Below are 14,463 nucleotides of genomic sequence, written 5' to 3' on the forward strand. Positions count from 1 at the left end.
GGGGGGCGCGACGCCCGGCCGCGCGGGACGCGGCCGGACCCATCGACTTTCAATTCGACACAAGACGCTACCGATGGATCTCCGTTTCTTCGACCCGAACCGTACCGCCAACGCGTCCGCGTGGCGCGTGCTCCCCAATCGCTGGGACGCCGTCGCGTTTCCGCTGATCATCGGCATACTCGCGATGGCGATCGTCGGTTTTCACCAGACGATGGCGCCGATCGGCGTACTGCAGACGCAGAAGATCTCGCTCGATCCGTCGAACCTGCCCGAATACGCGTTGCGCACCACGCTGCGGATGCTCGCCGCGATGGTCGCGTCGCTCGCGTTCACGCTCGTCTACGGCACGCTCGCCGCGAAGAGCCGCCGCGCCGGCATGGTGCTGATCCCGATCCTCGACATCCTGCAGTCGGTGCCGGTGCTCGGCTACATCTCGTTTACCGTCACGTTCTTCCTCGCGCTGTTTCCGGGCCGCGTGCTCGGTGCCGAACTGGCCGCGATCTTCGCGATCTTCACGAGCCAGGCGTGGAACATGACGTTCAGCTTCTACCAGTCGCTGCGCACGGTGCCGCGCGACCTGAGCGAAGTGTCGCGCGGCTTTCACCTGACGCCGTGGCAACGCTTCTGGAAGCTCGAAGTGCCGTTCTCGATGCCGGGCCTGATCTGGAACATGATGATGTCGATGTCGGGCGGCTGGTTCTTCGTCGTCGCATCCGAGGCGATCACCGTCGGCAACCAGACGATCACGCTGCCGGGCATCGGCGCGTATCTCGCGCAGGCGATCTCCGACAAGAACCTCGGTGCGGTCGGCTGGGTGATCGTCGCGATGTCGGTCGTGATCCTCGCCTATGACCAGTTCCTGTTCCGCCCGCTCGTCGCGTGGGCCGACAAGTTCCGGATGGAGAACACCGCGTCGGGCGATGCGCCGCAATCCTGGCTGCTCGACATGATGCGCCGCACGCACCTGATCCATCAGCTGCTCGTGCCGGCAGGCTGGCTGCTGTCGCAGGCCGCGCGGATTCCGCTGCGCGCGCCGTCGCTGCAGGGCACGCGTGCGCGCGGCGCATCGGCGCGCCGCTCGTCGCGCATCGGCGACATCGTGTGGGGCGCGTTCGTGATCCTGCTGACGCTGTACGTCGTGTGGCGCGTCGTCAGCTTCGTCGCGACCGGCGTGACGATGGGCGAGGTCGGCCACGTGCTCGGGCTCGGGCTCGTCACGCTGCTGCGCGTGCTGGTGCTGATCGCGATCGCGTCGCTGGTCTGGGTGCCGCTCGGCGTGCTGATCGGGCTGCGCCCGAAGCTGGCGGAGAAGATCCAGCCGCTCGCGCAGTTCCTCGCGGCGTTCCCGGCGAACCTGCTGTTCCCGGTGTTCGTGATCGTGATCGTCCACTTCCACCTGAATGCCGACATCTGGCTGTCGCCGCTGATCGTGCTCGGCACGCAGTGGTACATCCTGTTCAACGTGATCGCCGGCGCGATGTCCTACCCGAACGACTACAAGGAAGCGACGAAGAATTTCCGCATCCGTGGCTGGCAGTGGTGGCGGCAGGCGATCCTGCCCGGCATCTTCCCGTACTACGTGACGGGTGCGATCACCGCGTCGGGCGGCGCGTGGAACGCGAGCATCGTGTCCGAGTTCGTGCAGTGGGGCGACACGAAGGTCGTCGCGCACGGCCTGGGCTCGTACATCGCGCAGACCACCGCCGCCGGCGATTTTCCGAAGATCATCCTGGGCATCGCCGTGATGTCCCTGTTCGTCACCTTGTTCAACCGTCTGCTGTGGCGTCCGATGTACGCCTATGCGGAATCCCGGCTCCGTCTCGATTGAGAGTAAGCGCGATGCAAAATTCGAACGTTATCAACGCCCCCGTCAAGACGTCCCAGCCGCTGCAGCCGCCGCGCCTCGGCGAAGAAATCCTGCGCGTGGAGCACGTGAACCGCGGCTTCAACAAGACGCAGGGCGAACTGCTCGTGCTCGACGATGCGAACCTGTCGCTGCGCGAAGGCGAGATCGTCGGCCTGCTCGGCCGTTCCGGCTCGGGCAAGTCGACACTGCTGCGCATCATCGCCGGGCTGATCGAGCCGACCGGCGGCGAGGTGACCTACCTCGGCAAGCCGCTGCGCGGCCCGGCCGAAGGCGTCGCGATGGTGTTCCAGACCTTCGCGCTGTTCCCGTGGCTCACCGTGCTGCAGAACGTGGAAGCCGGGCTGGAAGCGCTCGGTGTCGGCGCGCGCGAGCGGCGCGAGCGTGCGCTCGCCGCGATCGACCTGATCGGTCTCGACGGTTTCGAGAACGCGTACCCGCGCGAGCTGTCGGGCGGCATGCGCCAGCGCGTGGGTTTTGCGCGCGCGCTCGTTGTCGATCCGACGATCCTGCTGATGGACGAGCCGTTCTCCGCGCTCGACGTGCTGACCGCCGAGACGCTGCGTACCGACCTGCTCGACCTGTGGACGCAGGGCCGCATGCCGATCAAGTCGGTGCTGATCGTTACGCACAACATCGAGGAAGCGGTGTTCATGTGCGACCGGATCCTGGTGCTGTCGTCGAACCCGGGCCGCGTGATCGCCGAGATCAAGGTGCCGTTCAAGCATCCGCGCAACCGGCTCGACACGGATTTCCGCAAGCTCGTCGACGACATCTACGCGAAGATGACCGCGCGGCAGACCGGCGAAGCGACGAAGAAGGGGCTGGAGCTCGGCAGCTGGATGCCGCGCGTGTCGACCAACTTGATGGCCGGCCTGATCGAGACGCTCGCGATGGCGCCGTACCATGGCCGCGCGGACATGCCGGAAATCGCGCGCACGCTGCACCTCGAGGTCGACGAACTGTTTCCGATCGCCGAAGTACTGCAATACCTCGGATTCGCGGACGTGCGGGAAGGGGACGTGTTCCTGACGCCGCCGGCGCGTGTGTTCGCGGAATTCGGTACGCAGGAGCGCAAGCTGATGTTCGCGGACCACCTGCTGAAGCATGTGCCGCTGGCTGCACGGATCAGGAAGGTGCTGAACGAGCGTCCGGGCCATCGCGCGCCGCGCGTGCGCTTCGAGCAGGAGCTGGAGGATTTCCTGTCCGATGAAGCCGCCGAGGAAACGCTCGACGCGGTGATCGACTGGGGGCGTTACGGCGAAGTCTTTTCGTATAACGACAAGACGGAAGTGTTCAGTCTCGAGGATGTCGAGAGCTGAAGTCCGTGCCCGAATGGCGAGCGATCGTCATTCGGGCAAATCGCGGCTGTTGGCGTGCTGTTCGATTCCGCCGGTATTGAGCGATTCGATCCTCTCCATCCGCTGCGTTGCCAGCTCGAGCAACCGGTTCGTCACGCCGATCACGAGCGCTTCGGCGAGCGCGAGCGCCGGCACGTTGGTCTGCAGCATCGCGAACGGCTGCCCCTGGATCCGCAGCACGATCTCCGCAAATTCCCCGATCGGCGAATGCCATTCGTCGGTGACCAGCAGCACGCGCGTGCCGAGCTGGTGTGCAGCTTGCGCGAACCGGATGCTGTCGCGCTGGTCCTGACGCGGTATCCCGGGCCTTCAGGCCGCCTCGGCGGGGCGGGCCGCGTCGATGCACGCGGCCAGCACCATCGCGGCGGCGTTGCCCGGCGTCGAGCCGAGCAATTGCGGCGCATAGACGCTGTCGCCGATCTCGATCGGCTGGCCCGACAGCGCACACACGCCGCGCTTGCGCGTGGTGAACAGCCGCCACTTCTGATAACCGTAGTGCCCGGTGCATGCGTCGCGCCATGAAATCATCACGGTGTCGGCCGTGGGCCGCTCGAGTACGCTGATGGCCGGCTTGCTCGTCGCGTCCCACGACGGCAGCCGGTCGCGCGTGACGCTGCGCCGCCGCGGCGTGCCCCACGAGACGGACGGCATGTCGAAGCTGCCGATCGCGGCGACGGTCATGAGCCAGGGGGCGATACGGTTGTTCATGTCAGTTTTCCTCGAAACGTTACGCGGCACCGCGACGCGCGGCATCACGACAGGCGGATGCGCGGCCGCGCGCAGCCGTTGATCCGTTCGGCGATCCACAGCAGGCTCGCCTTGGAGAAGCCGTGCAGCGCCTGCTGGTGCCGCCGGTAGAGCATCAGGTGGCTGAACTGCGCGAGACGCCCCTGGATGAAGCCGCCACGAAAGAACCCGAACTGCCCGAGCGTGCCGAACGCGTCGTACTCGCTGATCGACACGAGCGCGCCGAAATCGTGGAACGCGAACGACGGCATCGGCTTGCCGTCGAGCCACGCGGGCAGGTGCTTCGCGAGATGCTCGGCCTGCTGCGTCGCGACCTGCGCGGTGGGCGGCAGCGGTCGTTCCTGGCCGTCGGGCAACAGGCTCGCGCAATCGCCGATCGCGAACACGTGTTCGTCGCCCGTTGCCTGCAGCGTCGGGCCGACGACGATCTGGTTCGCGCGATTCGTGTCGAGGCCGCCGAGCGCCTGCATGAAATCGGGCGCCTTCACGCCGGCTGCCCACACCATCAGGTCGGCTTCCGCAAACGAACCGTCGCCGTAGTGAAAGCCGTTCGCGTCGGCCGACGTGACGCGGGTCGACGTCAGCACGTGAAAGCCGATCTGTTCGAGCCGTTGCTGTGCCGATGCGGAGATCTTCGGCGGAAATGCGGCAAGGATGCGCGGGCCGCTTTCAAGCAGCGTGAGCTGCAGCCGGTCGCGTACCGTTTCGTCGCCATAGGCTTGTGCCACTTCCAGCAGGCGGCTCAGCTCCGCGGCAAGCTCGACGCCGGTCGCGCCGGCACCGACGATCGCGACGCGGAACGGCTCGTCGCGCGCGATGCTGCGAAATACGCGCATCCGCAACGCTTCGTTGAAGGTCTCGGCTTGCGGCTGGCTGTCGATGAAATAGCAGTGCTCGCGTACGCCCGGCGTGCCGAAATCGTTGGCCTGGCTGCCGAGTGCGAGGATCAGCACGTCGTATTCGAGTTCACGGGCGTCGAGCACGAGTTCGCCGTCCTGCGAGCGGATCTCGCCGAGCTGCACGCGGCGTCGCGCGCGATCGAGCCCCTTCAGTTCGCCGGGCTGGTACGTGTAGCCGTGATCGCGGGCATGGGCGAGGAAGATCACCTGTTGCTGCTGCACGTCGCGCGTACCGGCCGCGATCGTGTGCAGCATCGGTTTCCAGATGTGGGTCGGGCTGCGGTCGACGACGGTGACCTGTGCGCGCCCGGACCGGCCGAGACGCTCGCCCAGACGCGTGGCGAGCTGCAGTCCGGCGATCCCGCCGCCGACGATGACGATACGTGTAGGGGTTGCCATGGATAAATCATCACGTGATGAATAAGGTATGATCCTAGCGCTTCCCGGCTTCGCGTGTCAACGGAGCGGGGCAAATCACGCGGTTTCGGCGGTCCTGAAGCGGGGCCGGAACAGGCGCATTCGAATCGTTCAAGGAGAGCAGGGAAACGTGGCTGAAGTCACTGAGCGCGCGCCGGGCAAGCGGCGTATGCGAGGGCGGCCGCTGGCCGGGGCGTCCGTCGGACCGGACGTGATATTGCGGGCCGCGCGCCGTACGTTCGCGAAGCGGGGCTACGACGCGACGAGCGTGCGCGAGGTCGCGCGCGAGCTGGGCATCGACGCGGCGCTGATCGCCCATCATTTCGGTACGAAGGAAACGTTGTGGCTGGCTGTCGTCGAGCAGATCGTCGAGATCGCCGAGCCGATGTTCGATGCGCTGCGTGCGTTGCGCACGTCGCCGCTGTCGCATCGCGAACGCGTGCGGCGCGCACTCGAGCTGTGCGTCGACCATGAGTTCGACGAACCCGACATGGGCATGTTCTTCTCGACGGCGGCGACCGAAGTGGGCGGGCGGCTCGACCGGCTGCAGGAGCGGCTCGTCCGTCCGTATTACGACGTGATGTTCCCGCTGCTGGCGGACGCCGTGCAGGCCGGCGCGATTCGCGCGGTCGATCCGAACGTGCTGTTCTTCATGATCGCGACCGCGATCGGCAACACGGTGTCGTACAGCCATATCATGCTGGAGTTCACGTCGCTGCCCACGCAGCCGGACGCGTTCCGGCGTGCCGTGACCGACGCCGCGTTCAACCTCGTCGGCGACTGAGCGCCGCGCGCCACGCGCACACTCACGTCGCGGCAACCAGCCCCAGTTGGCGCACCGCGTTCCGCGCGGTCTCGCGCAGCGCATCGACGAGCGGCGATGGCGTCCGGTACGCGATCGCCAGCTCGTACGCGAGCGGGCTGCCCGCACCCTTCAGTTCGCAGAACGTAATGCCTTTCGGTTGCATCGGCACGAACAGGCGCGGCATCAGCGCGACGCCGATACCGCCCGCGACGAGCCCGGCCGTCGTCTGCATCTGGCGCGGCTGCTGGACGACGCGCGGCGCGAAGCCGGCCTGCGCGCACGCGGTCACGAGCAGCGCATGCATGCCGGGACCGTGGTGCGCGGCGAACATGACCCACGGGTCGTCCGCCAGGTCGGCGAGCGTGATGTGCCGGCGGCGTGCGAGCCGGTGACCGTCGGGCAGCGCCGCGACCATCCGGTCGCGCAGCAGCGGCTCGACGCGCACGTCGCCCGCGTCGGCCACCGGCAGCACAACGAGGCCGACGTCCGTGCGGTCGTGGCGCAGCGCGAGCACCTGCTCGGCGGTCGTGCCTTCCTCGAGCTGGAAATCGACGCCTGGATGGCGTTCCTGGAACGCCCGCAAGATCAGCGGCAATAGCGCGTTGACGGTGCTGTCGACGAAGCGCAGCCGCAGCGTGCCGCCGAGGCCCGCGCCCGCGCGGCGGGCCACGGCCACCGCGCGCTCGGCCTGTTCGAGCGCGCGCCGCGCTTCGAGCAGGAAGGCCTCGCCGGCCGGCGTGAGCGTCGAGCCGCGGTTGTCGCGCTCGAGCAGCGAGACGCCCAGCTCATCCTCGAGCTTGCGGATCGCCGCGCTGAGCGGCGGCTGCGCCATGTGCAGCCGCTCGGCCGCACGCCGGAAGCTGAGCGTCTCGGCAACCGCGATGAATTGCCTGAACTGGCGCAGATCGATCATGCGATACCTCTCGAGTATCAGTGGATCATCGAATTCGTATTTTACCTATCACCTCACCACGCCCAGACTTGCACTGTCGCCAATCGTCAACATTCGGGAGGGCAGGACATGACGGACAGTGAACGGCAACGGACAGCGATCGTCACGGGCGGGTCGAGCGGGATCGGCTTCGCGATCGCACGGCGGCTGGTGGAGGACGGGTATCGCGTCGCGATCGTCGGGCGCGACACGGCGCGGCTGGACGCGGCCGTCGCGCGTCTCGGCGCCGCGGCGATCGGGCAGGCCGCCGATTTGAGCGTGCGGCGCGAGGCCGAGGCGGCGGTCGCCGCGATCGTCGCGCAGTGGCCTTGCGTGGACGTGCTGGTCAACAACGCGGGGCTGACCGGCCGCGTGAGCGCGGACACGGAGGCGGGCGAGGCCGAGACCGTGTGGGATGCCGTGCTCGACGCGAACCTGAAAAGCCTGTTCGTGACGACCCTGGCCGTGCTGCCGCACCTGGCCGGGCGCGACGCGCGGATCGTCAACCTCGGCTCGATCGCGGCGCGCGCCGGCAGCCTGCTGCCGGGCGGCCTCGCATACGCGGCGGCGAAGGCCGGCGTCGAAGGGTTCACCGTCGCGCTCGCGCGCGAACTCGGGCCGCGCGGCACGACGGTCAATACGGTCGCGCCAGGCTATATCGCCGACACACGCTTCTTCGGCGACGGTGGTGTCGCGCCGGCCATCGCGGCGACGATTCGCGAGCAGACGCCGGCCGGCCGCGCCGGGCATCCGGACGACATCGCGGACGCGGTCGCGTGGCTCGCCGGGCCGCGCGCGTCGTTCGTCACCGGCGCGACGATCGCGGTGAACGGCGGCTGGCGCGTCGGGTGACGCCATCCGTACCGGCGGCCGGGCACGGCGTCGCGCGCCTCGCCCGGCCGTCGGTCATTCGAGGTCCGCGGGCGGCGCATCGCCGAGCCAGCGCCGCGCGCCGGGCCCGTTGCGGCCTGCGCGGTCTTCCGGGTTCGTCAGCTTGCAGCGCTTCAGCGACAGGCAGCCGCAGCCGATGCATTCGTCGAGGTTGATGTAGAGCCGCTGCAGCTCCTCGATCCGGCTCGCGACGCGTTGCTTCCAGCCGCGCGACAGCCGCTGCCAATCCTTGTTGCTCGGCGCGGTGTCCTCGGGCAGGCTGACGAGCTGCTCGGCGATCTCGTCGAGCGAATAGCCGATCTTCTGCGCGAACACGATGAACGCGATCAGCCGCAGCACCGCGCGCGAATAGTGGCGATGGCTCGAGCCGTTGCGGTGCGACTTGATGAGCCCGCGCGTCTCGTAGAACCGCAATGTCGACGCCGGCACGCCGCTGCGCGCGGCCACTTCGCGAATCGACATCAGCGGCCATTGCGGGATTTCCTGGATACCCATGACACCCCTCCGGGAAAGCTTGACTTGAAGTTAACTTCAACTTTTATGCTACGCGCCAGTTTAACCCGTCGCGAGGCATCATGCTCTCCTTATCCCTACGCAGGACGTCGCCTTTGGGCGCGGCCTGTGCACTGCTGCTGGCGTTGTCGGGCTGTCACGACGGCAAAGGCGCATCGTCGGCCCCGGCCCTTCCCGAAGTCGGCGTTGCCACCATCGCGCCGCGTACGATCCGCCTTGCGGACGAATTCAACGGACGCGTCGAAGCGGTCGACGCAGTCGAACTGCGGCCGCGCGTGAGCGGCTATCTGCAGCGCGTCGCCTACAAGGAGGGCGACCTGGTCGCGCAGGGCGCGCTGCTGTTCGAGATCGACCCGCGCCCGTACCGGATCGCACTCGATCGCGCGAACGCGCAGCTGCAGCGGGCCCGCGCGGCCGCGAGCCTCGCGAACGTGCAGCTCAAGCGCGTGCAGACGCTGATCGATGCGCATGCGACGTCGCAGGAAGAACTCGACAACGCGCGCGCCACGGCCGAGCAGGCGCGGGCGGACCTGCAGGCGGCCGATGCGGCCGTCGCCGATGCGAAGCTCAATCTCGGTTTCACCGAAGTGCGCGCGCCGATCGCGGGCCGCGTCGGCCGCGCGGTCGCCACCGTCGGCAATCTGGCGCGCGCGGACGACACGCTGCTGACAACCGTCGTGTCGCAGAACCCCGTCTACGTGTATTTCGACTGCGACGAACAGAGCTACCTGCGCTACAACGCACGGCGTGCCGACCCGACGCATCGCGCGATCGGCGCCGATCCGGTTCGCGTGGGCCTCGCGAACGAGACGGGCTTCCCGCATGCGGGCACCGTCGATTTCCTCGACAACCGTCTCGACCCGCAGACGGGCACGATCCGCGCGCGCGTGCGGCTGCCGAATGCGGACCATGCGTTTACGCCCGGCCTGTATGCGCGCGTGCAGCTCGTCAGCGGCCGCGACCAGGATGCGCTGCTTGTCGACGACAAGGCCGTGCTCACCGACCAGGACCGCAAGTACGTCTATGTGATCGGCCCCGGCGACAAGGCGCTGCGCCGTGACGTGACGATCGGCCGCGGGCTGGACGGCGAGCGGATCATCGAGAAGGGGATCCAGGCGGGCGACCGCGTGGTCGTCGACGGCATGCAGCGGATCTACTATCCGGGCGCGCAGGTGAAGCCGAAGGCACTGCCCGCCCGTGCCGATGCCGGTGCCGGTCATGGCACCGGCAGCGGATCGGGCAGCGGATCGGGCAACGGATCGGGCAACGGCACGCAGGCCGTCGCCGATGCCGGCGCGCCGGCTGCGCAGTGACGGGAGCGATACGATGGATTTCTCCCGATTCTTCATCGACCGGCCGATCTTCGCGGTCGTGCTGTCGATCGTCATCTTTGCGATCGGCCTGATCTCGATTCCGATGCTGCCCGCCGGCGAATACCCGGAAGTCGTGCCGCCGAGCGTTGTCGTGCGGGCGACGTACCCGGGCGCGAACCCGAAGGAAATCGCCGAATCGGTCGCCGAGCCGCTGGAAGAGGCGATCAACGGTGTCGAAGGCATCATGTACATGAAGTCGGTCGCCGGGTCGGACGGCAGCCTGCAGGTCGTCGTCACGTTCCTGCAGGGCGTCGATCCCGACACGGCCGCCGTGCGCGTGCAGAACCGCGTGAGCCAGGCGCTGTCGCGCCTGCCCGACGAGGTGCGCCAGTACGGCGTGACCACGCAGAAGCAGTCGCCGACGCCGCTGATGTACGTGAGCCTCTATTCGCCGGACAACAGCCGCGATTCGCTGTACCTGCGCAACTACCTGACGCTGCACGTGAAGGACGAGCTGTCGAGGCTGACCGGTGTCGGCGACGTCGGCTTGTCCGGCTCCGGCGACTACGCGATGCGGCTGTGGCTCGACCCGAACCGGCTCGCGTCGCGCGGGCTGACTGCGAGCGACGTGATTGCCGCCGTGCGCGAGCAGAACGTGCAGGTGTCGGCCGGCCAGCTCGGTGCGGAGCCGACGCCGAAGAAAAACGACTTCCTCCTGTCGATCAACGTGCGCGGCCGGCTGCGCACGGCGCAGGAGTTCGGCGACATCGTGCTGCGCAACGGCGACGACGGCCAGGTCGTGAAGCTGTCCGATGTCGCGCGCGTCGAGCTCGGTGCGGGCGATTACACGCTGCGCTCGTACTTCAACGACAAACAATCGGCCGTGGTCGGCATCTTCCTGTCGCCGGGGGCGAACGCGCTCGAAGTCGCGAAAGCCGTGTATGCGAAGTTCGACGAACTGTCGAAGCGCTTCCCGCCCGGCGTCGCGTACCGTCCCGTGTGGGATCCGACGGTATTCGTGCGCGATTCGATCCGCGCGGTGCAGCACACGCTGATCGAGGCCGTCGTGCTGGTCGTGCTCGTCGTGATCCTGTTCCTGCAGACGTGGCGCGCGTCGATCATTCCGCTCGTCGCGGTGCCCGTCTCGGTGGTCGGCACGTTCGCGTGGCTCTATCTGCTCGGCTATTCGATCAACACGCTGACGCTGTTCGGGCTCGTGCTCGCGATCGGGATCGTGGTCGACGATGCGATCGTGGTCGTCGAGAACGTCGAGCGCAACATCGCGCAGGGATTGAGCCCGCGCGACGCCGCGCACCAGGCGATGCGCGAGGTGTCGGGGCCGATCGTCGCGATCGCGCTCGTGCTGTGCGCGGTGTTCGTGCCGATGGCGTTCATGTCGGGCGTCACGGGGCAGTTCTACCGGCAGTTCGCGGTGACGATCGCGATCTCGACGGTGATCTCCGCGATCAACTCGCTGACGCTGTCGCCCGCGCTCGCCGCGAAGCTGCTGCGTCCGCACGGCGCGCCGAAGGATGCGCTCACGCGCGGGCTCGACCGCGCGTTCGGCTGGCTGTTCCGTCCGTTCAACCGCTTCTTCGACCGCAGCTCGGACCGCTACCACGGCGTCGTCTCGCGCACGCTGAAGCGGCGCGGGGTGGTGTTCGCGGTCTATGCGGCGTTGCTCGGGGCGACCGCGCTGCTGCTCAATGCGGTGCCGGGCGGCTTCATCCCGGTGCAGGACAAGCTGTACCTGTTCGCGGGCGCGAAGCTGCCGGAAGGCGCGTCGCTGGCGCGCACCAGCGAGGTGACCAAGCAGATGACGAAGATCGCGCTCGGCACCGACGGTGTCGAGATGGTGCCGGCGTTTGCCGGGCTGAATGCGCTGCAGGGCGTGAACACGCCGAACATCACGAACTCGTACGTGATCCTGAAGCCGTTCGACCAGCGCCACCGCAGCGCCGCGCAGATCAATGCGGACCTGAACGCACGCTTCGCGACCATCGGCGGCGGCATCACCTATGCGCTGATGCCGCCGCCGATCCAGGGCCTCGGCAACGGCTCAGGGTATTCGCTGTACCTGGAGGATCGCGGCGGGCTCGGCTACGGCGCTTTGCAGAACGCGCTCACCGCGTTCCAGGCCGCGGTCGCGAAGACGCCGGGGATGAGCTACCCGGTCAGCTCGTACCAGGCGAACATCCCGCAGCTCGAGGTGAAGGTCGACCGGTTGAAGGCGAAGGCGCAGGGCGTCGCGCTGACCGACCTGTTCAGCACGCTGCAGGTCTATCTCGGCTCGATGTACGTGAACGACTTCAACCTGTTCGGCCGCGTGTACCGCGTGATGGCGCAGGCGGATGCCGGCCACCGGCAGACGGCCGCCGACATCGCGAACCTGCGCACGCGCAACGCGAAGGGCGAGATGGTGCCGATCGGCTCGATGGTGACGGTGGCGCCCGCGTACGGGCCCGACCCGGTCGTCCGCTACAACGGCTATCCGGCCGCCAGCCTGATCGGCGACGCCGATCCGAAGGTGATGTCGTCGTCGCAGGCGATCGAGAAGCTGCAGCAGATCGCGAAGGACGTGCTGCCGCCGGGGATCGTGCTCGAGTGGACCGACCTCAGCTACCAGCAGGTCACGCAGAGCAACGCGGCGATCGTCGTGTTCCCGCTCGCGGTGATGCTCGTGTTCCTCGTGCTCGCGTCGCTGTACGAGAGCTGGACGCTGCCGCTCGCGGTGATCCTGATCGTGCCCGTGTGCATCTGTGCGGCACTGTTCGGTGTGTGGCTGTCGGGGGGCGACAACAACGTGTTCGTGCAGGTCGGGCTCGTCGTGCTGATGGGGCTGGCGTGCAAGAACGCGATCCTGATCGTCGAGTTCGCGCGCGAGCTGGAAATCCAGGGCAAGGGCGTGATCGAGTCCGCGCTGGAAGCGTGCAAGCTGCGGCTGCGTCCGATCGTGATGACGTCGGTCGCGTTCATCGCGGGTTCGGTGCCGCTCCTGATCGGCGGCGGCGCGGGCAGCGAAGTGCGGGCCGCCACCGGCATCACCGTGTTCGCGGGGATGCTCGGCGTCACGCTGTTCGGGCTGTTCCTGACGCCCGTGTTCTATGTGGCGATCCGCAAGCTCGCGGGCGGCACGCCGGCCGTGTGGAGCGAACACCACGGCACCCTCGAAGGAGAAAACCGATGAGCGCCGCTTTTCGTCTTTCCGCGCTCGCGATGTCGGTGACGCTCGCCGCATGCGCGGTCGGCCCCGATTTCAGGCGGCCCGATACGGCCACGGCCGAGCGGTTTGCCCGCGACGCGCATCCGGCGGCGCAGCGCGACGCGTTGCCGTCCGGCAAGACGCCGGATACGCCGCCGGACGCGTCGGCCGATGCCGATGCCGCATTCTGGCGCGGTTTCGGCGATCCGCAGCTGACGCAGCTGATCGACACGGCGCTCGCGGCGAACCAGGATCTCCAGGTCGCCGTGTCGCGCTACGACGCATCGAATGCGCTGCTGTCGCAGGCCACGTTCGACCGCTACCCGACGATCACCGCGAGCGGGAAGATCGGCCATCAGCTGATGAGCAAGGACCAGGCGTTCGGGGCGCCGCGCAGCCAGCGCGATACGCCGACGTCCAGCGTCGGGATCAATGCGGCGTGGGAACTCGACCTGTTCGGCCGCGTGCGTCGTTCGATCGAGTCGCAGCGCGCGGAGACGGCCGCCAGCGCGGCGGACGTGCGCGCGGTGCGCGTCGCGATCGCCGGCGAGGTGGCGAGCACGTACGTCGACCTGCGCGGCTCGCAGGAGCGGCTGCGGATCGCACGCGAGAACGCCGACAACCAGAAGCAGACGCTCGCGCTGATCAATGCGCGCGTCGGCGCGGGGCGCGGCTCCGAACTCGATGCGGCGCGGGCGCGCGCGCAGTACGAATCGACGACGTCGCGGATCGCCGTGTACGAGGCGGCGATCGGCGTCGACGAGCACCGGCTCGCGGTGCTGACCGGGCAGACGCCGGATGCGCTGATCGGCCGCTTCGATCTCCCGAAGGCCGCCGCGTCGGCGGGCACGCCCGTGCCGCTGCCGGTGCTGGCCGCCGACATCGATCCCGGCACGCCGGGCGACCTGCTGCGGCGCCGGCCCGACGTTGCGGCCGCCGAGGCGCGGCTGCACGCGGCGACCGCACGCGTCGGCGTCGCGACGGCCGACCTGTTTCCGCGCTTCACGCTGTCGGGCCTGCTCGGCAGCGCGACGAGCAGCTACGGGTTCTTCCGCGCGGGCAGCGATACGAACCTGATCGCGCTTGGCATCGACTGGTCGTTCCTCGACGTCGGCCGCGTGCGCGCACGGATCGCCGCGAGCGATGCGGAAGCGGCCGGGCAGCTTGCGCAATACCGGCAGACCGTGCTCGGGGCGCTGGAGGAAACGGAGAACGCGCTGCTGCGTGCGGCACGCACGCGTGACGAGACGGACCATCTCGTGCGGGCCGCGACCGACAGCGCGCGTGCCGCGCAACTGGCGCAGGCGCGTTTTTCGGCGGGCGCGATCGACTACTACGAAGTGCTCGACGCCCAACGCACGCTGCTGCAGGCGCAGGATGCGGCGGCCGACGGGCAGATGCGCAGTGCGGTGTCGACGGTCGCGCTGTACAAGGCGCTTGCGGGCGGCTGGCCGTCGGGAACGGGGCAGGGGCCGCAACGCCCGCTCGCGCAGGCGGGGCAGTAGCGCGGGCAAGGCGGC

At 68.4% G+C, this 14,463-nt stretch carries 12 protein-coding genes; 7 read left to right on the plus strand and 5 right to left on the minus strand.

Annotated features, from left to right (window positions below; translation table 11 throughout):
* Nucleotides 1-73 precede the first annotated feature (73 nt).
* The gene (locus DPV79_RS32390) at nt 74-1,828 is read left to right on the plus strand and encodes an ABC transporter permease (protein WP_060074776.1); all 1,755 of its coding nucleotides are present in this window, start codon (nt 74-76) and stop codon (nt 1,826-1,828) included.
* Between the two features lie 11 nt (nt 1,829-1,839).
* Nucleotides 1,840-3,186, plus strand: coding sequence for an ABC transporter ATP-binding protein (locus tag DPV79_RS32395; protein ID WP_059677451.1), 1,347 nt, complete (start codon nt 1,840-1,842; stop codon nt 3,184-3,186).
* 27 nt (nt 3,187-3,213) lie between these two features.
* On the opposite strand, the gene DPV79_RS32400 is transcribed toward DPV79_RS32395, so the two are convergent.
* The 3 genes from DPV79_RS32400 to DPV79_RS32410 form a co-directional block, all read right to left on the minus strand.
* Complete coding sequence (locus tag DPV79_RS32400) at nt 3,214-3,459, minus strand: MurR/RpiR family transcriptional regulator (RefSeq protein ID WP_244321840.1); 246 nt, start codon at nt 3,457-3,459, stop codon at nt 3,214-3,216.
* A 75-nt stretch (nt 3,460-3,534) separates the two neighbouring features.
* On the minus strand, nt 3,535-3,933 hold the full coding sequence (locus DPV79_RS32405) for a DUF3331 domain-containing protein (protein ID WP_021163619.1): 399 nt from the start codon (nt 3,931-3,933) through the stop codon (nt 3,535-3,537).
* A 44-nt stretch (nt 3,934-3,977) separates the two neighbouring features.
* Nucleotides 3,978-5,270, minus strand: coding sequence for an NAD(P)/FAD-dependent oxidoreductase (locus tag DPV79_RS32410; RefSeq protein ID WP_059813653.1), 1,293 nt, complete (start codon nt 5,268-5,270; stop codon nt 3,978-3,980).
* A gap of 148 nt (nt 5,271-5,418) precedes the next feature.
* On the opposite strand from DPV79_RS32410, the gene DPV79_RS32415 reads away from it, so the two are divergent.
* Nucleotides 5,419-6,072: a TetR/AcrR family transcriptional regulator gene (locus DPV79_RS32415; RefSeq protein ID WP_048021972.1), complete on the plus strand. Its 654-nt coding sequence runs from the start codon at nt 5,419-5,421 to the stop codon at nt 6,070-6,072.
* Between the two features lie 22 nt (nt 6,073-6,094).
* Here the strand turns inward: DPV79_RS32415 and DPV79_RS32420 are convergent, their stop codons facing one another.
* A complete protein-coding gene (locus tag DPV79_RS32420) occupies nt 6,095-7,006 on the minus strand; it encodes a LysR family transcriptional regulator (RefSeq protein WP_113047369.1) in 912 nt (303 codons plus the stop codon).
* A gap of 108 nt (nt 7,007-7,114) precedes the next feature.
* Here DPV79_RS32420 and DPV79_RS32425 point away from each other — a divergent pair, with 108 nt between their 5' ends.
* On the plus strand, nt 7,115-7,876 hold the full coding sequence (locus tag DPV79_RS32425) for an SDR family NAD(P)-dependent oxidoreductase (RefSeq protein WP_059490116.1): 762 nt from the start codon (nt 7,115-7,117) through the stop codon (nt 7,874-7,876).
* A 54-nt stretch (nt 7,877-7,930) separates the two neighbouring features.
* Here the strand turns inward: DPV79_RS32425 and soxR are convergent, their stop codons facing one another.
* Nucleotides 7,931-8,410 (minus strand): redox-sensitive transcriptional activator SoxR, encoded by a 480-nt coding sequence (soxR, locus tag DPV79_RS32430; RefSeq protein ID WP_059864125.1) that lies wholly within the window; start codon nt 8,408-8,410, stop codon nt 7,931-7,933.
* Nucleotides 8,411-8,490: 80 nt separating this feature from the next.
* Here soxR and DPV79_RS32435 point away from each other — a divergent pair, with 80 nt between their 5' ends.
* The 3 genes from DPV79_RS32435 to DPV79_RS32445 are packed head-to-tail and all read left to right on the plus strand — an operon-like array spanning nt 8,491 to nt 14,448.
* Complete coding sequence (locus DPV79_RS32435; RefSeq protein WP_113047370.1) at nt 8,491-9,741, plus strand: efflux RND transporter periplasmic adaptor subunit; 1,251 nt, start codon at nt 8,491-8,493, stop codon at nt 9,739-9,741.
* A gap of 13 nt (nt 9,742-9,754) precedes the next feature.
* Entirely contained in the window at nt 9,755-12,928 is a 3,174-nt protein-coding gene (locus tag DPV79_RS32440) for an efflux RND transporter permease subunit (protein WP_113047382.1), read from the plus strand.
* Complete coding sequence (locus tag DPV79_RS32445) at nt 12,925-14,448, plus strand: efflux transporter outer membrane subunit (protein ID WP_113047371.1); 1,524 nt, start codon at nt 12,925-12,927, stop codon at nt 14,446-14,448. Before DPV79_RS32440 ends, DPV79_RS32445 begins: the two co-directional genes overlap by 4 nt.
* Nucleotides 14,449-14,463 lie beyond the last annotated feature (15 nt).

It is taken from the genome of Burkholderia reimsis, from assembly GCF_003294055.1.
In the GTDB taxonomy this organism is placed as follows: domain Bacteria; phylum Pseudomonadota; class Gammaproteobacteria; order Burkholderiales; family Burkholderiaceae; genus Burkholderia; species Burkholderia cepacia.

Bases quoted from the DNA above. Each gene is read 5' to 3' on its own strand.
- DPV79_RS32405 (WP_021163619.1), bottom strand. From the start codon at position 3,933: ATGAACAACCGTATCGCCCCCTGGCTCATGACCGTCGCCGCGATCGGC.
- DPV79_RS32425 (WP_059490116.1), top strand. From the start codon at position 7,115: ATGACGGACAGTGAACGGCAACGGACAGCGATCGTCACGGGCGGGTCG.
- DPV79_RS32435 (WP_113047370.1), top strand. From the start codon at position 8,491: ATGCTCTCCTTATCCCTACGCAGGACGTCGCCTTTGGGCGCGGCCTGT.
- DPV79_RS32410 (WP_059813653.1), bottom strand. From the start codon at position 5,270: ATGGCAACCCCTACACGTATCGTCATCGTCGGCGGCGGGATCGCCGGA.
- DPV79_RS32440 (WP_113047382.1), top strand. From the start codon at position 9,755: ATGGATTTCTCCCGATTCTTCATCGACCGGCCGATCTTCGCGGTCGTG.
- DPV79_RS32420 (WP_113047369.1), bottom strand. From the start codon at position 7,006: ATGATCGATCTGCGCCAGTTCAGGCAATTCATCGCGGTTGCCGAGACG.
- DPV79_RS32390 (WP_060074776.1), top strand. From the start codon at position 74: ATGGATCTCCGTTTCTTCGACCCGAACCGTACCGCCAACGCGTCCGCG.
- DPV79_RS32395 (WP_059677451.1), top strand. From the start codon at position 1,840: ATGCAAAATTCGAACGTTATCAACGCCCCCGTCAAGACGTCCCAGCCG.
- DPV79_RS32445 (WP_113047371.1), top strand. From the start codon at position 12,925: ATGAGCGCCGCTTTTCGTCTTTCCGCGCTCGCGATGTCGGTGACGCTC.
- soxR (WP_059864125.1), bottom strand. From the start codon at position 8,410: ATGGGTATCCAGGAAATCCCGCAATGGCCGCTGATGTCGATTCGCGAA.